12 protein-coding genes are annotated in these 16,700 nt (G+C 73.1%); 4 read left to right on the top strand and 8 right to left on the bottom strand.

All coding sequences use genetic code 11. The features are described 5' to 3' along the window. Positions 1–91 precede the first annotated feature (91 nt). The 3 genes from ACFWW9_RS37060 to ACFWW9_RS37050 form a co-directional block, all read right to left on the bottom strand. On the bottom strand, positions 92–1,294 hold the full coding sequence (locus ACFWW9_RS37060; protein ID WP_390387038.1) for a cytochrome P450: 1,203 nt from the start codon (positions 1,292–1,294) through the stop codon (positions 92–94). Between the two features lie 125 nt (positions 1,295–1,419). Continuing rightward, positions 1,420–3,786, bottom strand: coding sequence for a phosphocholine-specific phospholipase C (locus tag ACFWW9_RS37055; protein ID WP_390387036.1), 2,367 nt, complete (start codon positions 3,784–3,786; stop codon positions 1,420–1,422). A gap of 282 nt (positions 3,787–4,068) precedes the next feature. Continuing rightward, the gene (locus ACFWW9_RS37050; RefSeq protein WP_390387034.1) at positions 4,069–5,088 is read right to left on the bottom strand and encodes an LLM class flavin-dependent oxidoreductase; all 1,020 of its coding nucleotides are present in this window, start codon (positions 5,086–5,088) and stop codon (positions 4,069–4,071) included. A gap of 94 nt (positions 5,089–5,182) precedes the next feature. Between ACFWW9_RS37050 and ACFWW9_RS37045 the strand changes: the two genes are divergently transcribed. Then, complete coding sequence (locus ACFWW9_RS37045; protein ID WP_390387033.1) at positions 5,183–6,049, top strand: GNAT family N-acetyltransferase; 867 nt, start codon at positions 5,183–5,185, stop codon at positions 6,047–6,049. On the opposite strand, the gene ACFWW9_RS37040 is transcribed toward ACFWW9_RS37045, so the two are convergent. Further along, a complete protein-coding gene (locus ACFWW9_RS37040; protein WP_390387031.1) occupies positions 6,046–7,035 on the bottom strand; it encodes an NADPH:quinone reductase in 990 nt (329 codons plus the stop codon). The two genes, ACFWW9_RS37045 and ACFWW9_RS37040, sit on opposite strands and share 4 nt — an antisense overlap. An 87-nt stretch (positions 7,036–7,122) precedes the next feature. Between ACFWW9_RS37040 and ACFWW9_RS37035 the strand changes: the two genes are divergently transcribed. After that, positions 7,123–7,767 (top strand): TetR/AcrR family transcriptional regulator, encoded by a 645-nt coding sequence (locus ACFWW9_RS37035; protein ID WP_390387029.1) that lies wholly within the window; start codon positions 7,123–7,125, stop codon positions 7,765–7,767. Between the two features lie 123 nt (positions 7,768–7,890). Further along, the gene (locus ACFWW9_RS37030; RefSeq protein WP_390387028.1) at positions 7,891–9,126 is read left to right on the top strand and encodes an FAD-dependent monooxygenase; all 1,236 of its coding nucleotides are present in this window, start codon (positions 7,891–7,893) and stop codon (positions 9,124–9,126) included. Here the strand turns inward: ACFWW9_RS37030 and ACFWW9_RS37025 are convergent, their stop codons facing one another. Continuing rightward, complete coding sequence (locus tag ACFWW9_RS37025; protein WP_390387027.1) at positions 9,127–9,771, bottom strand: hypothetical protein; 645 nt, start codon at positions 9,769–9,771, stop codon at positions 9,127–9,129. 97 nt (positions 9,772–9,868) lie between these two features. On the opposite strand from ACFWW9_RS37025, the gene ACFWW9_RS37020 reads away from it, so the two are divergent. Further along, complete coding sequence (locus ACFWW9_RS37020; protein ID WP_390387026.1) at positions 9,869–10,849, top strand: zinc-binding alcohol dehydrogenase family protein; 981 nt, start codon at positions 9,869–9,871, stop codon at positions 10,847–10,849. Between the two features lie 3 nt (positions 10,850–10,852). Here the strand turns inward: ACFWW9_RS37020 and ACFWW9_RS37015 are convergent, their stop codons facing one another. The 3 genes from ACFWW9_RS37015 to ACFWW9_RS37005 are packed head-to-tail and all read right to left on the bottom strand — an operon-like array spanning position 10,853 to position 16,572. After that, on the bottom strand, positions 10,853–12,070 hold the full coding sequence (locus ACFWW9_RS37015) for a PP2C family protein-serine/threonine phosphatase (protein ID WP_390387024.1): 1,218 nt from the start codon (positions 12,068–12,070) through the stop codon (positions 10,853–10,855). Between the two features lie 60 nt (positions 12,071–12,130). Further along, positions 12,131–12,436 (bottom strand): STAS domain-containing protein, encoded by a 306-nt coding sequence (locus tag ACFWW9_RS37010; protein WP_390387022.1) that lies wholly within the window; start codon positions 12,434–12,436, stop codon positions 12,131–12,133. Beyond that, positions 12,436–16,572: a SpoIIE family protein phosphatase gene (locus ACFWW9_RS37005; protein ID WP_390387021.1), complete on the bottom strand. Its 4,137-nt coding sequence runs from the start codon at positions 16,570–16,572 to the stop codon at positions 12,436–12,438. The genes ACFWW9_RS37010 and ACFWW9_RS37005 overlap by 1 nt, the downstream gene beginning before the upstream one ends. Between the last annotated feature and the right edge of the window lie 128 nt (positions 16,573–16,700).

Raw genomic sequence — 16,700 nt, 5'->3', positions numbered from 1 at the left:
GAAGTGAAGGGCCAAGTGGACCAATGAACCGGACATCCGTTGTCATGACGCCGCGGTGCCCGGCGGGCCCCGCGGCGTCCGGCTCTCCGTCCTATCCCCAGCTGACCGGCATCTCCAGCATGGAGCGCATGAACCCGCCGCGCTTCCAGGTCAGCTCCTCGACGGGCACGGCGAGGCGCAGGTTCGGCAGGCGGCCCACGAGCGTCTCCAGCGCGACCTGGAGTTCCATCCGGGCAAGCGGAGCGCCCAGGCAGTGGTGCGAGCCGTGGCTGAACCCGATGTGCGCGCCACCCTGCCGCGTCACGTCGAGCCTGTCTGCGTCGGGGAACGCGGCGTCGTCGCGGTTGGCCGACCCGAGCGCCGCGAGCACCGGCTCACCGGCCTCCACGACCACGCCGCCGACCTCGACGTCCTCCTTGGCGTAGCGCGGGAAGGCCGCGCCGATGCCGAGGGGGATGTAGCGCATCAGCTCCTCGACGGCCTGCGGGATGAGGTCCGGGTCGGCCTTGATCCGCGCGAGTTCGGCGGGGTGGTCGAGCAGCGTCAGGACGAAGTTCGGGATCTGGCTCATCGTCGTCTCGTGGCCCGCCGCGAGCAGACCGGCCGACAGTTGCAGGATCTCGTCCCCACTGAACCGGTCGTCGGCCTCCCGGACCTGCGCCAACGCGCTGAGCAGGTCGTCACGCGGCTCGGCCGTGCGCTCCGCGAGCAGCGCGGCCATGTACTGCCACAGGTTCACCTGGCACTCGGCGACCTGCTCCGGCGTGAGCCCGGTCGCGGACAGGAAGCCCTCGGACCACTTGGCGAACAGCGCGTGGTCCTGCACGGGCACGCCGAGCAGGGTGCAGATGATCGTCACCGGGAGCGGCACGGCGAAGTTCGCCACGAGGTCGATCGGCGACCCGTGCGCGATCATCGCGTCCACGAGCTCGTTGGCGACCTTCACCGCGACCGGCCGCAACCCCTCGACGCCGCGGTGCGTGAACGCCTTCGTGGCCAGCCGCCGGATCCGCGTCTGCTCCGGCGGGTCCATCGCCAGGATCCCGCCTGCCACGTTGTGCTCCCCCATCCGCGGCTCGTCCCGCCCCGACGGCACCACCCGGCTGAACCGGGCGTCCCCCAACACGAACCGCGCGTCCTCGTACCGCGTCGCCAACCACGCCTCGTCGCCGTAGGCCAGCCTCACCCGCACCATCGGCGCTTCCGCCCGCAACTTGGCGTACCGCTCGTCCAGCTCCAACGTGTCCGCCCGGTTGAACGGATAGGACAAAGGCTCGGACCGAGTCGCGTCCACGTATTCCTCCCCGAATGGAAATACTCCCCCGACTCCTGGCACCACCGCCGGAAGAGCGCCGATTCGAGCCTACTGCGGGGAACAGCGACGGGTTTCCGTCGAATGGCTGGATCGACCGGGCCCGATCACCACCCCAGCGCCGTCACCCCCGACACCGCCGCCCGCACCCGCACGTACCGAGCCGCGCCCGGCCACAGGCGCACGGTCGTGGCCGCGGTGCCGGTGAACGTGCCGGTCGCCGCCGGGCTCCCCCACGACGTGCCGTCGGTGCTCACGTGCACCTCGTACGGGCCCGTCTGGCGGGGGACGCAGGTGACCGCGGTGACCGTTCGGGAGAAGCCGAGGTCCACCCGCACCTCGCCTGTCGACACCTGCGTCGTCCCGGTGAGCGTTCCGGAGCCCATCACCGGGTCCGAGGTGCTTTCCTGGCCGGTTTCGGCGTGGCCCGCGAAGCGGCGGGCGAAGCCGTCCGGGCCGGTCGCGGTGAGGTCGTACCAGCCCGAGGTGCGGCCGACGCTGAACCAGTCCTCGGTGGTGGCTCCGGGGGCGAGGGTGTAGGTCCACGGGCCGCCCGCGCGGTTGTTCGCGCGCACGGTCAGCGTGCACGGTGCGCCGCCGGTGTTCTTCATCGTCAGCCACACCAAGGCGTCCGCGGGCGCGTAGCGCAGGGTGACCTCGGGGTTCGCGCCGCCGGAGGTCGCTGTGACGCGGTTGCCCGCGAAGCGGCGGAGGAAACCGTTGGGGCCCAACGCCGTCAGGTCGTAGGAGCCGGTCGGCGATCCGGCCTGCCAGTAGTCGGTGAGGGTCTTGCCCGCCCCGATCGTGTAGCGCCACGGTCCGTCCGTGCGGAAAGCGTTGGCGTACACGTAGAAGTGCGCTCCCGCTGTGCCGGACGAGGCGAAGTCGATCCAAAACTTGTCCGCCGCCACGCGGCCGGACGCCGACAGCACGTACGGCAGCGGGCGGGCCGGGCGGACGCCGGACTCCTGGACCGGCATGGTCTGCGTGCCGGGCGGAGTGGGTGAGGTGGGGCGGGGGCCGGTGGTGGGCAGCGGGGCGGGCAGCGGCGGGTAGCCGCCGGTCGCGGACAGGTCCAGCGCCGAGGTGAGGTCGCCGCACACCGCGCGCCGCCACGGGGAGATGTTCGGTTCGGCCACGCCGGTCCAGCGCTCCAGCAGGCGCAGCACGGAGGTGTGGTCGAACACCTCGGAGCACACCTTCCCACCCCGGCTCCACGGCGACACCACGAGCAGCGGCACGCGCTGGCCGAGGCCGATGGACCAGCCGTCGTACAGCTCGTCGGTCACCGGCGCGGTCGAGAGGCCCTGCGACGCCGACACCGGCGGCGCGGGCTGCGGGATGTGGTCGAAGAAGCCGTCGTTCTCGTCGTAGTTGAGCAGGAACACCGTCTTCCGCCACACCTCCGGGTTCGAGGCGAGCGCGTCCAGCACCTGCTTCACCAGGTCCGCGCCGGTGTTCGGCCCCCAGTCGGGGTGTTCGCTCTGCGACTCCGGCGCCACTATCCACGACACGGCGGGCAGCCGCCCGGCGGCGACGTCCGCGCGGAACACCGGCGCCAGTTGCCCGGTGCGCTGCCGCGCGAGGCCCCGGTCGTACAGCGAGCGGTCGGCGGTCGACAGCGCCGCGACGCCCTTGTCCAGCTGGGCCAGCAGTTCGTCACGCCGGGAGGCCGACGCCGACGCCACGTCGTAGTAGAAGTACTCCAGCTTCGCGTACGGCTTGCCCGCCGAGTCCTTGGTGGCGGCCAACGCCTTGCGCCCCACCGCGAGGAACGAGGCGAAGTAGTCCAGGGAGTTGTCGCCGTAGTTGTCCCACTCCTGGTAGACCCGCCACGACCGGCCCGCCTGCTGGAGCCGCTCGGCGTAGCTGGACCACGTGTAGCCGGTGTGGCCGGGGTTCTGCCAGCTGTCGTTGCCGATGGCCCGCTTGGTGGTGCCCGGCTCGTAGCCGATGGTCCCGGAGAACAGGTAGAAGCGGTTGGGGTTGGTGGGCCCCGCCTCGGAGCAGTGGTAGGCGTCGCAGATCGTGAAGGCGTCGGCGAGCGCGTGGTAGAACGGCAGGCCCGCGCGGTCCAGGTGGGTCATGGTGCGCACGCCCTTCTGCGCGACCCACTGGTCGTGGCGGCCGTCGTTCCACGCCCGGTGCCCGTCCGCCCAGCCGTGGGGCGTGCCGGACATGAACTCGTCACCCACGCGGTACGGCAGCAGGTGGCCCGAGCCGTTCGGCTGGCGGAACACCGAGCCGCCGTCGGGCAGCGTGATCGCCGTCGGGTCGTTGAAGCCGCGCACGCCGCGCAGCGTGCCGAAGTAGTGGTCGAACGACCTGTTCTCCTGCATGAACACCACGACGTGCTCGACGGCGTCCAGCCCTCCCGCGGGCACCTCCTCCGCCAGCGCGCGGCGCAGGCTCACGGGCAGCAGGGCCAGGCCGGAGCCCGCGGCGGCGGCCTTCAGCAGGGAACGGCGTTTCATCGTGCCTCCTCGTCCAGGGACGAAGAGCGATGGTGGACGCGCTGGGTTGCGGAGAGGTAACGGCCGGTGAGCAACGACGGGGTGGTCGGGTGACAACCTGCCCGCGCGTCCGGGCACGGATCTCTGCCCGTTCGGTCATGGATCGACGCCGGGGAGTGACCGGGTATTCATTACCCGAATACTGTTGCCAATATAACGACCACCTCGAAGGACTGGCTGCCCCTCACCGTCCGCTGACCCGGCCTGCGCGGACGGACCGTCCGCGCAGGCGGGTGCCGGGCGTCAGCGCCAGCCGAGGGCGGGCGCGACGTGGGTGAGGATGTTGTCGAGCACGTGCGCGTTGTAGTCCACGCCGAGCTGGTTGGGCACGGTCAGCAGCAGCGTGTCGGCCTCGGCGATCGCCTCGTCCTCGGCCAGCTGCGAAACCAGCTCGTCGGGCTCCGCGGCGTAGGTGCGGCCGAAGATCGCCTTGGTGCTCGCGTCGATGTAGCCGACGTGGTCGGCGTTGCCGCTGTGGCCGAAGTACGCGCGGTCGAGGTCCGTGGTGAGCGCGAAGACGCTGCGCGACACCGAGACGCGCGGCTCGCGCTCCCACCCGGCGTCCGCCCACGCCTTGCGGAACGTCCGGATCTGCTCCGCCTGCTGCACGTGGAACGGGGCCCCGCCCTCGTCGGTCTTCAGCGTCGAGCTCATCAGGTGCATGCCCTGCTCCGCCGCCCACACCGCGGTGGCGTTCGAGCTGGCGCCCCACCAGATCCGCTCCCGCAGCCCTTCCGAGTGCGGTTCGACGCGCAGCAGCCCCGGCGGGTTGGCGAACATGGGCCGCGGGTTCGGCTGGGCGAACCCCTCGCCGCGCAGCACGGTCAGCAGCTCGTCGGCGTGCTTGCGCGCCATGTCGGCCTCCGTGTCGCCCTCGGCGGGCTCGAAGCCGAAGTACCGCCACCCGTCGATGACCTGCTCGGGCGATCCGCGGGAGATGCCGAGCTGGAGCCTGCCCCCGGCGATCAGGTCGGCGGCCCCGGCGTCCTCGGCCATGTACAGCGGGTTCTCGTACCGCATGTCGATCACGCCGGTGCCGATCTCGATGCGCTCGGTCTTGGCGCCGATCGCGGCCAGCAGCGGGAACGGCGACGAGAGCTGCCGCGCGAAGTGGTGCACGCGGAAGTAGGCGCCGTCCGCGCCCAGCTCCTCCGCCGCCACGGCGAGGTCGATGGATTGCAGGAGCACGTCCGACGCCGTCCTCGTCTGCGAGTGCGGGCTGTCGGACCAGTGCCCGAACGAGAGGAAGCCGATTTTCTTCACGCCCGTGGAAACGCGCCGCCACGATGATTGATTCCTCAACTACGCGGCCGTAAATCGGATGACCGCGGCACGGCCGTGGTGTGTGATCGGGGCCATGGGGATCGAGTCGGGCAAACGCGGGGTCCACGAGGTGAGCAGGGCCGTCGAGGCGCTGCGGGAGTGGCAGCACGAGGGCTCGGCGATGCAGTTGCACCCCGGTGACCTGGGCTGGTTCCAGCGGTTCGGCGCGGACGCGACGACCGCCGCCGTGCGCACCTGGAGCCGGGACGGGCGGGTGCTCGCCGTCGGCCTGCTGGACGGGCCGGACCTGCTGCGACTGACGACCGCGCCGGACGCCAGGCGAGACGAGGAGTTGACCCGGAGGCTGGTGAACGACCTGATCACGCCGGAAGCCGGGGTGCTGCCCGCGGGGAGGGTGGCCGTCGAGGCGCCGCTGGACGCGCTGCTCCAGGACCGGCTGGCCGAGGAGGGCTGGAGCCCCGACGAGCCGTGGACACCACTGCGCTTCGACCTCAAGGAACCTGTGGCGGACCCCGGCGTGCGGGTCGAGGTGGTCGGGGCCGAGCGGGCGGACGTGCGGGCCGCCGTGCAGCGGTCGGCGTTCGAGAAGTCGACGTTCACCGACGAGCGCTGGCGGGAGATGGCGGCCGGGGTCGCCTACGCCGACGCCCGCTGCCTGGTCACGTACGACGACCGGGGTGACGCCGTGGCGGCGGTGACGGTGTGGTCGGCCGGTCCGGGGAGGCCGGGGCTGCTCGAACCGATGGGGGTGCACCGCGACCACCGGGGCCGGGGCCACGGGAAGGCGATCTGCGTAGCCGCGGCGGCCGCGCTGAGGGAACTGGGCTCGTCGAGCGCGCTCGTCTGCACGCCCAGCTCCAACGTCGGCGGCGTCGCCACCTACGAGTCGGCGGGCTACCGGCGACTGCCCGAGGTCCGGGACCTCTACCGGGCCGCCTAGAGCTCGACCACCACCCGGCCCGCCGCGCCCGCCCGTTCAGCGGCGTCCTGGGCGTCGGCGATCGCGTCGAGCGGGTAGCGCGCCGCGATGGGGTACCGGAGGTCGCCCGCGGCGAGCGCGGCGGTCAGGTCCGCCGCCGCGGCCTCGTTCGCCTCCTCGGGGAAGTCGTCGTTGCTCAGGAACCGGACGGTGGTGTTCTTGAACGCCAACGGCCAGTACGGCACGGCGGCCTCCGCGTCACGGGTCGCGTAGGTGGCGATGACACCGCCGACCTTCAGCACCTCGACGTCGAGGGCGGCGTTCCCCGCCAGGTCGATCTCCGCGACCCGGTCCACCCCGTCCGGCGCGACGGCCCGGATCCGGCCCACGACGTCGTCCTCGTCGAGCCGGACCACGTGGTGCGCTCCCGCGGCCAGCACCTCGTCGACCTGGTCGCCGTGGCGCACGGTCGCGATCACCGTGGCCCCGCCGCGCCGGGCCACGGCCAGCGCGGCGCGGCCCACACCGCCGAGCGGGCCGGTGACGAGCACGGTGAGGCCGTCGACCGGGCCGTCCGCGAAGACCGCGCGGTGCCCGGTGATCCCCGCGATGCCCAGCACCGCGCCCTGGTCGAGGTCGACGTCGGCGGGCAGCACCACGGCGTGCGCGGCGGGGACGACCACGAACTCGGCGGCGGTCCCGAAAGGACGGTACGACTGGGCGAGGTACACCCACACCCGCTCGCCCACCCTGGCCGGGTCCACGCCGTCGCCCACCGCGGCGACCGTCCCCGCGCCGTCGCCGTGCGGGACGACCCGCGGGAACGCCATCGTGGAACCCCAGTACCCGTGCCGCTTCCCGACGTCCCCGACGTGGACGCCCGAGACCGCCACCCGGACCCGGACCTCGCCCGGCCCCGGTTCGGGCACGGGCACGTCACCCACCCGCAGCACCTCGTGGGCCGGGCCCTGCTTCTCGTAGTAGGCGGCACGCATCACGTTAGTCACCAATCTTGACTATCAAGGCAATGCACCACCTGTCAAGTCCGGCGATCCCTCCCCTGCCCGCCGGGAAACCGGTGATAGCTTGGCCGCGTGAGTGACCCCGGACAGGATCAGGCGCAGCCGCGGCGGTCGTACCAGTCGCCACTGCGCGAGGAACGCGCCGTCGAGACGCGCGCCCGGATCGCCACCGCGGCCCGCGACCTGTTCGCGAGCCAGGGCTTCGCCGAGACGACCGTCGCGATGATCGCCAAGCGCGCCAAGGTCGCCACGCCCACGGTCTACGCCACGTTCGGCTCCAAGGCGGCGATCGTCGGCGAGATCGTCGGCGGCCTGGAGGCCGAGGCGGACCGCGACCGCTGGGGCGCGCGCATCCAGGCCGAGCCCGATCCGCTGCTCAAGCTCGGCCTCTACGCGGCCTTCCTCCGGCAGCTGTACGCGAACGGGCGGGACGTGTGGGCGGCGGCGATCAACGCGGCGAGCGATCCCGCGGTCGTCGAACTCCAGAACCACGGCGAGCGCGAGGCGAAGGCGTGGCTCGTGCCGATCATCGACTCCCTGGCCGACGCGAACGCGCTGGCCGAGGGCCTCACCCGTGACGAGGCGGTCGACCGCGCGTGGCTGCTGAGCGCACTGGAGCTGTTCTTCCGCTGCACCAGGGGCCTCGGCTGGACCGACGACCAGTACGAGAACTGGCTCGCTGAGATCCTCGGCCAGCAGTTGACCCGCCACGGCTGACCCTCCCCACGCGACGCCTCCCACCTCGGCCACAAATGGGAATACTAAACTATATTGATTATGCTAACGTCGTGTCATCGGTCAGCACACGTCCCTGACCAGCACCGACAAGGGAGCCACACCATGCGAGTCCTCATCATCGGCGCGGGCATCGGCGGGCTGGCCCTCGCCCAAGCCCTGCGCGCCGCCGGGACCGACGTCGCCGTGCACGATCGCGACCCCCGCGCCGAGGCCACCGGCGGCTACCGACTGCACCTCGACGACGAGGCCTGCGCGATCCTCCGCGAGGTCCTCCCGCCCGCCGCCTACCAGGCGCTTCTCGCCAGCTCGGCGAGCCGCGCCGCCCACCGCCGGATCACCTTCGCCGACCACCGGCTGCGCACCCTCGCGAAGGCGGAGATCCCCCTGGAGCAGGAGATGCTGTTCGTCGGGCGGGTCGCCCTGCGGGTGCTGCTCACCACCGGCCTCGGCGACGCGATCCACTGGGGCAGTGAGTACGTCCGGCACGAGACCCACCCCGACGGCACCGTGACCGCGCACATCGCCGACGGCTCCACCGACCACGGCGACCTGCTCGTCGGCGCGGACGGAGCGACCTCCCGTGTGGCCACGGCACTCGCGGGCGGGCCGACGTCGTCACCGGTCGGCATCGGCGGCGTCGCGGGCCGCAGCCCGCTCACCCCGCGACTGCGGGAACTGCTGCCCGACCCGCTGCGCGTCGGCTCGATTCTGGGCGTCAGCCCCGGCGGGACGAGCGTCTTCCTCACCGCCCAGGACGACGAACCCGGCCCCGCGCTCGACCCGGCGCTCTGCGTCGACGTGCGCCCGTTCCCGGACCCGCCGGTCGTCTACTGGGGCGTCAACGTGCCCGTGGACCGGCTCCCCCACGCCCGCAAGATCGGCGCGGAGACCGCCGTGCGCGCCGCGGGCGACCTGCTGCGCGGCTGGTCACCGGTGGTCCGCGAGATCGTCGCCGGAGCCGACCCGGCCACCGTGGGCACGTTCGTCTACCACACCAGCGATCCCGACGCGCACCTCACGCCGTGGGCCTCGGGCACGGTCACCGCGCTCGGCGACGCCGTGCACGCGATGCCCCCGACCGGCGGTCGGGCCGCCGCCACCGCCGTCCGCGACGCCGCCCTGCTGGCCGCCCACCTGGCCGACGCGGCGAAGGGCCTCACCACGATCCCGCTCGCCGTGCACGAGTACGAACGCGGTCTCAACGCCTACGCCGCCGACGCGGTCCGCACGTCCCTCAAGCCGATCGTCTGGCAGAAGCGCCTGGCCAACCCGGCGTTCGGCCTGCTCACCCGCGTGTCCACGGCTCTCGCCGCGCCGGTGCTCGCCCTGCGCCGCTGACTACGCCTCGGCGAGCCCGACGGCCGTCGCTTCCAACAGCATCCGGAGCCTCGGGGCGAAGTCGAGCGCGACGTGGCTCCACCGCGGCACCTGCGCGTAGAGGGCGGCGAGGGCCGGGGTCGGGTGCGAGACCTGCCAGAAGGCGGCCGCGAACGCGAGGGCCGCGGCCAGCAGGGCGCTGATCCGCTCGACCCCCATGCCGCTCGCGTGGTCCAGCGCGCCGACGATCTCGTCGTGGGCGGCGAACGAGTTGGTCTTGTACCGACGCGCCCGTTCCACGTCGACGTCGCCTTCGAGGCTCAGCGTCACGTGGGTCAGCAGGTCGCAGAACACCGGCAGCCCCGCGATGGTCCCCGCCATCACCCCCGCCACCTGCCGGGGATCGAGGCCGGTGCGGTCGCCCAGTTCCTCGCGGACGGCGTCGCGCCACTGGCGCCACCCCCGCTCGGCGAGTTCGAGGAGCAACTCCTCCTTGGACGCGTAGTAGCGCCGCACGCCCGTCCGGTGGATGCCCGCCCGCGCGGTGACCGGCGCGAGCGTGACGAACCGGACGCCGCCGAGTTCGAGGGCGAGCGCCTCGGCCGCCGCCAGCAGCTCCTCGGAACGGCGCGCCTTGTCGTCGGCGGATCGGGCCCTCTGGTGCACGGCCCGACTTTAGCGCACCTCACGTGCGTTAACCGCTCTCGCCGTGCTAGCGTCGAGTTAACGCATCACAAGGTGCGTTAACTCGGAGGAGTAGCTCATGCAGGCAGTCCAGGCCACCCGTTTCGGCGACCCGTCCGTGCTCGCCGTCGTCGACCTGCCCGACCCCGTCCCCGGACCGGGCGAACTCGCCGTCGACGTCACCCACGCGGCCGTCGGGCTCATCGACGTCTTCTTCCGCCAGGGCGCCTTCAAGGACCAGCCCGGCATGCCCCAGCCGCCGTTCATCCCCGGATTGGAGGTCACGGGCACGGTCCGCGCGCTGGGCGAGGGCGTGACCGGCTTCGCCGTCGGCGAGCGGGTGGTGTCGATGTCGGCCGGGGGCACCGGCGGGTACGCCTCCGTGCACGTCGTCCCGGCGGCGCTGGCCGTGTCGACCGAGGGCTACGACATCGACCCCGCGCTCGCCGTCTCGGTCGTGCCCAACGCCGCGCTGGCCCACGTCGCCCTCACCCGCGTCGCCCACCTCGTCGAAGGCGAGCGGGTCCTGGTGCACGGGGCGTTGGGCGGCTTCGCGGCGGCCTTCCCCGGCATCGCCCGACGGCTGGGCGCGGCGCGCGTGGTCGGCACGGTCCGGGCGGGCAAGCTCGCCGCCGCGGCGACGACCAAGCTCCCCTACGACCGGATCGTCGACTCCGCCGACCTGCCCGCCGTGCTCGGCGACGAGCGGTTCGACGTGGTCGTCGACGCCGTGGGCGGCGCGGTCCGCACGCACAGCCTCGACCTGCTGGCCCCCGGTGGACGGCTCGTGGTCGGCGGCAACGCCAGTGGCGACTGGGCGCACCAGGTCGACAGCAACCAGCTGTGGCTGCGGAACATCGCGGTGACGGGGTTCAACGCGGGCGCCTACCTGCCCGCGCACCCGGAGGCAGTGCGGCCCGCCCTCCTCGCCGCGCTGGAGGCGGTCGCCGCCGGGCTGGGCGAGACCGAGGTCGACGTGCTCCCGTTCGCCGAGGCCGTCACCGCGCACGAGCGCATGGAGAGCCGCGACCTCAACGGCCGCATCGTGCTCACCCCGTGAGCCTCACCGCTCGGTGAGGACCCGGCGGATCGCCAGCAGGGCGACGTCGTCGGGAGCGGGGCTGTCGCCGACCAGTTCCGCCATGATCCGGACGCACGCGGTCTCCGCGGGCATCGGCGTCGCGGTCCGCCGCAACGTCTCCAGGCCCGTGTCCAGGTCCCGGTCCCGGCGCTCCACGAGCCCGTCGGTGTACAGGACCACGAGGGCTCCGGGCGGCACGTCGACGGTCGCGCTGCGGCGGCCGGTGACGGCGAGGTCGTAGCCGACGGGCGGACCGACCGGGGCGTCGACGAAGTCCGTCGCCCGACCCGGCGCGGCCAGCACCGGCGGCAGGTGGCCCGCCAGCGCGACGTCCATGCGGTGGGTGGCCGTGTCGATGACCGCGTAGGCGACCGTGGCCATGGCGTGGTCCTCGAAGTGGCTGGCCTTCCGGTCGAGCTTGCCGAGCACCTCGGCCGGGTCGGCGAACTCCAGCGCGTAGGCGCGCAGGGCGCTGCGCAGGCGCCCCATCACGATCGCGGCGGGCAGGCCGTTGCCGACCACGTCACCGATCACCAGGCCCATGCGACCGCCGGGAAGGTGGAACACGTCGTACCAGTCGCCGCCGACGCCGCTGTCGGTGCCGGGCACGTAGCGGGCGGCGAGCTCCCAGTCGTCGGCGGTCGGCAGCCTGCTCGGCAGGAGGCTCTCCTGGAGCACCGCGGCGGCGGCCCGCGCGGAGCGCGACCGGTGGGCGTGCGCCGCCGTCGCGAGCCGGTCGGCCACGAGCAGCAGCAGGTCGACCTCCTCGTCGCCGAACCGGCGGGCCGCGGTGCTGCCGATGTGCAGCACGCCGGTGAGGTCGCCCTGGGCCACCATCGGCACGCCCACCATGGACTTCAGCCCTCGTTCCCACAGCAGGGGGTTCACCACCGTGGACGGGTCCACCCGGTCCAGCCGCACCGGTTCCCGGTCACGGGCCACCCGGCCCGCGAAGCCGGTCCCCACCGGGATCCGCACGCCCTGGAAGATCTCCTCCTCCAGGCCGATCGTCGCCGTGGCGACCAGCTGCCCGCCATCGGCGTCGGTCAGCAGGACGGTGGCGGTGTCGACGGCGAACAGGTCGCGCACGCGCCGCAGCAGGACTTCCAGGAGCTTGTCCAGCTCGAGTTCCCGGAGGGCGCCGTCCGTCACCGCTTCCAGCACGCGTTGCCGCGCCGGTGAACTCCGAGCGCCGACCATCCGCCACCCTCGCCTCGCCCCGACCATCCACACGGGGTGAACAGTACGGTCCTTCCGCCGCTACGGGTGGGGAGGATCTTCGACGCTGCGGACCGCCACCACGTCCGCCAGTCCGGAGTACTTCATGACCGGCGCCAGGAGGGACGAGGTGACCACCTCGATGCGGGAGGCGTGGGCGAACAGGACGCTCAGACCGGCGCTGTCGAGGTACTCGCACGCGGTGAGGTCGAGCACGAGCTTCCCCGCGATCCCGTCGAGCGCGGTGACCAGCGCGTCGGTGTTGCTCATGTCGATCTCGCCGACGACCTTGAGGACCGCGGCGCCGTCGGGACCGCGACCGGGCGTGAGCGTGAGCGGTGTGGTCATCAGGGGATCCTCAGGTGCATGTCGACGGTGGTGCCGTCCGGGCCGGGGGTGATGGTGACCTGCTGCATCATCGCGCGCATCAGGGCGACACCGCGGCCGCGGTGCGCGTTGGCGTCGGGCTCGGGCGCCTTCCAGTGGCCGGTGTCCGCCACCGTCAGGTACAGGTCGCCGACCAGCGCCTCCGCCCGCAGGCTCACCTCGTCGGGGACCGACCCGCGGTACCCGTGCTCGATGGCGTTGGCGCAGGCCTCGCCGACCGCGACCAGGACGCTCTGCACGGCCTGGGGCGGCAGCCCGCACTGGTGCAGCCACCCGCGCAGGGTCTTGCGGACCGGGGCGAGCCGGGAGGACTCGGCCGGGAACGTCAGCTCCAGCGGGGCGGGGTGGCGGTAGAGCAGCAGGGCGACGTCGTCGTCGTAGCCACCGACCGGGGCGAGCCGGTCCATCACCTGGGTGGCGAGGTCGTCCAGCGCGCTCTCCCGGCCCGCCTGGACGGCTTCACCCGCTTGGTCGATGCCCGCGGTCAGCGGGCGGCGACGACGTTCGACCAGACCATCGGTGTACATCAGCAGGGTGGCGCGGGCGGGCAGGTGGCACTCCGCCTCGGGGCGCTGGACGCCGGGCCGCACGGCGAGCGGGGTCGACCCGCCCTGGTCGAGCAGGATCGTGGTGCCGTCGGGGTGGGCCAGGATCGCGGGCGGGTGCCCGGCGCTGGAGTAGGTCAGGTGACCGGTCTCGGGGTCGAGCACACCGCAGAACACGGTGGTGCACAACGCTCCGGGGATGCCCGCGGCGAAGTGGTCCAACGCCATCAGCGTGCGCGCGGGCCCCGTCTCCTGGAGGAGCAGCGCGCGGCAGGCGCTGCGCAGCTGCCCCATGACGGCGGCGGCCTTGAGCCCCCGGCCCACGCAGTCGCCGACGACGATGCCGATGCGGCCGTCCGGCAGCCGGACCGTGTCGTACCAGTCGCCGCCGATCTCCAACGGCTGGGCGGCGGGCTCGTAGCGGACGGCGAAGCCGTTGGGGAGTTCCGACGGGCCGAGGATGGCGCGTTGCAGCGCCAGCGCGGTCTCGCGCTGCTGGTCGATCTGGTGGGCCCGGCCGAGGCCGTGCGCCAGGTGCCCGGCCAGCAGGGACAGCAGGACCTCGTCCTGGTCGGTGAACGGTCGCCGGTCGTCCAGGTCCAGCCACAGCGCCAGCAGGCCCTCGGGGTGCTCCAGGGTGACGCCCGCGCCCGCCGCGCTGTGGACGGGACTGAGCACGGGACGGTCGCGCAGCGCGCCGAGGTGCTCGCGGCCCAGGGCGTCCAGGGCGTCCCAGGACAGGTCCGAGCCGACGAGCGTCGGCGTGCCGTGGTCGTCGAAGACGGCGGCGAGGACCCGGCGGGCGTGCCACAGGCCCCCCAGTTCCTCCAGGCCCCCGGCCAGGGCTTGGGCCAGGTTGGCCGCCTGGGAGAACCGCATGCTCAACGCGCCCAGCGCCGCGTCGCGCTGGATGCTGTAGTGCTCGGCGGTGACGTCGCGGAACGTGCCCACGACGACCGTGCGCCCGGAGTCGGGGTCCTGCGCCGGGGTGAACATGACGCTGATCCACAGCAGGTGGCCGTCGCGGTGGACGGCCGGGATCGTGTAGCTGCCGCGCGAGTGGCTCAGCAGCCCGGAGAAGGCGTCGGCGAACCGCTGGTGGCCCTCCGGGTGGGTATCGGCGTTCGGCCACCACGGGTGGATCGGCGCGTAGGGCAGGTTCTCCGGGCCGTAGCCGAGGATGTCGGTGAACGCGGCGTTGATCTCGATCACCGCGCCGTCCTCGTCGCAGACGAAGAACGCCTCCTGCAACGAGTCGATCAGCGCGGTGTGCCAGCGGGCGTGGTGGTGGCGCAGGCGGGACAGCTCCACGTTCGCCCGCACCCTGGCCAGCAGCTCGGCCGCGGCGAACGGCTTGACGAGGTAGTCGTCCGCCCCCGCCCGCAGGCCCTCGATGGACGCCTCCTCCCCGGCGCGGGCGGACAGCAGCAGCACCGGAACGGCCGCCGTGCGGGGGTCGGCCCGCAGCGCGGCGACCAGGGCGAGCCCGTCGAGGCGGGGCATCATCACGTCGCTGACGACCAGGTCGGGCACGCTCGCGCGCACCGCCTCCAGCACCTCCACGCCGTCGGTCACCGACGCCACCTCGTAGCCCGCGCCGGACAGCAGCCGGGAGAGGTACTCGCGCATGTCGGCGTTGTCGTCGGCGACCAGCACGGTCGCGCGCACCTCGGGGGCCGACGCCGACGACACGTCGCCGGGGGCCGCGACGTCCCCTGGGGAGGCGCCGGGCTCGGAGGGCAGCCAGCGCAGGGCTTCCTGGACGTACGGGTCGGCCGCCGTGGACACCGCGGTCGAGCGCGCGACGTCCACGAGGGCGTCGGCGGGCAGGTGCGCGGAGCCGAACGGCACGCGGATCGTGAAGCGGGTGCCCTCCCCCTCCACGCTGTCGGCGGTGATGGACCCGCCGTGCAGGCCCACCAGCTCCTGCACCAGCGCGAGCCCGATGCCGCTGCCCTCGTTGGAGCGCGAGCGGGCGTTCTCGATGCGGTGGAACCGCTCGAACAGCCGCGGCATCTCCTCGGGCGGCACGCCGATGCCGGTGTCCGCGACCGTGACCACGGCTTCGCCGTCGCCCGCGCGCACGGCGACCCGGATGGAGCCCTCGAAGGTGAACTTCAGCGCGTTGCCGAGCAGGTTGAGGACGACCTTCTCCCACATGCCGGGGTCGAGGTGCACCGGTTCGGGCAGCGGCGGGCAGTCGACCTCGAAGGCCAGGCCCGCCTTGTCGATCGCCGAGCGGAACACGCTGGCCAGCTCCGCGGTGACGGCGGCCAGGTCGACCGGCTCGTAGCGCGCCTGCATCCGGCCCGCCTCGATGCGGGAGAAGTCCAGCAGCGTGTTGACCAGCTTGCCGAGCCGCAACCCGTTGCGGTGCACGATCTCCAGCTCGCCGCTCGCCCGAGGGTCGGTGAGCGCCAGCCGGTCGCGCAGCTCCGTCACGGGCCCCATGATCAGCGTCAGAGGTGTGCGGAACTCGTGGCTGATGTTGGAGAAGAACGCCGTCTTGGCCCGGTCCAGCTCGGCCAGCTCCTCGGCCCGCCGCTGCTGCGCCTGGTAGCTGCGGGCCGACGCGATGCCCGACGCGACGTGGCCCGCGACCAGGTCGACGAAACCGCGATAGCCCTCGTCCAGCTGCCGGAAGCGGTTCAGGCCCGCCACCAGGAAGCCGTACGGCGTGCCGCCCTGCTGCTGCAACGGCACCGCCAGCGCCTGCACGGGCGGCCGCGCCCAGTCCCCGGCGGGCAGCTCCGGCCCGTCCAGGTCCACCAGCGCGGACTCGCCCCGCGCCAGAGCCGCCACCGGCCACAGCGCGGCGGAGTCGGCGGGCAGGCTCGCCGGGAGGCTCGGATGGTCGGCCGGGACCCCGGTCCCGGCCGCCAGCCGCGCGGAGCCGTCATCGGCGAACAGGTAGGTCGACGTGAACGGCAGGTCGCGCAGGTTGCGGTCCAGCTGGCGGCACGCGAAGTCCAGCGTCTCCTGCTCGCTGCGCACCACGCTGGTGTCCGAGCCCAGGTCCCGCAGCGTCGCCATCCGCCGTTCGCCGATGACCCGGTCGGTGTCCTCGCTGACCACGCACAGCATCCCGACCACGGCGCCGTCGTCGTCGCGCAGCGGGCTGTAGGAGAACGTGTGGTAGCTCTCCTCTGAGTACCCCGACCGCTCCAGGAACAGCAGCAGCGCCTGGTCCCAGGTCGCCTTGCCGGTGGTGAGCACGTTCTCGATGCGGGGGCCGATGTCGTCCCAGATCTCGGCCCACACCTCGTTCGCGGGACGGCCGAGCGCCCACGGGTACTTGCGGCCCAGCGTGTCGCGCCGGTAGGCGGCGTTGCAGAAGAACGTGAGCCGCGGCCCCCAGGCCATCCACATCGGGAAGCGGGAGGACAGCAGGATGCTCACGGCCGTGCGCAGGCTCTGGGGCCAGTCGGACGGCGGTCCCAGCGGGGTCTTCGTCCAGTCCACGGCGGCGAGGTCGTGCCCGACCTCCCCGTCGACGGCGAACACGTCGACCACCACCGCCGACTCGTCACCGGCGTTGTCGGACCGCGTCACCGCCACCCCCCACGTCCACGCCGAAGCCGCCGCCACCCCAGGTCGGTGGAGCGATCCGTAGGATAGGCCGGCCGCACCGGGCGCGCGCCCGTGCCCGACCAGATCCGCCCGCAGCTCCAGGAGTCCCG

This window comes from Umezawaea sp. NPDC059074 (assembly GCF_042738955.1).
Lineage (GTDB): Bacteria > Actinomycetota > Actinomycetes > Mycobacteriales > Pseudonocardiaceae > Umezawaea.
This window is presented reverse-complemented; position numbering and strand designations above follow the sequence as displayed.

Excerpts from the sequence above, each read along its gene's own strand:
- ACFWW9_RS37055 (WP_390387036.1), bottom strand. The coding sequence starts at position 3,786 with ATGAAACGCCGTTCCCTGCTGAAGGCCGCCGCCGCGGGCTCCGGCCTG.
- ACFWW9_RS37045 (WP_390387033.1), top strand. The coding sequence starts at position 5,183 with ATGGGGATCGAGTCGGGCAAACGCGGGGTCCACGAGGTGAGCAGGGCC.
- ACFWW9_RS37030 (WP_390387028.1), top strand. The coding sequence starts at position 7,891 with ATGCGAGTCCTCATCATCGGCGCGGGCATCGGCGGGCTGGCCCTCGCC.
- ACFWW9_RS37020 (WP_390387026.1), top strand. The coding sequence starts at position 9,869 with ATGCAGGCAGTCCAGGCCACCCGTTTCGGCGACCCGTCCGTGCTCGCC.
- ACFWW9_RS37015 (WP_390387024.1), bottom strand. The coding sequence starts at position 12,070 with ATGGTCGGCGCTCGGAGTTCACCGGCGCGGCAACGCGTGCTGGAAGCG.
- ACFWW9_RS37010 (WP_390387022.1), bottom strand. The coding sequence starts at position 12,436 with ATGACCACACCGCTCACGCTCACGCCCGGTCGCGGTCCCGACGGCGCC.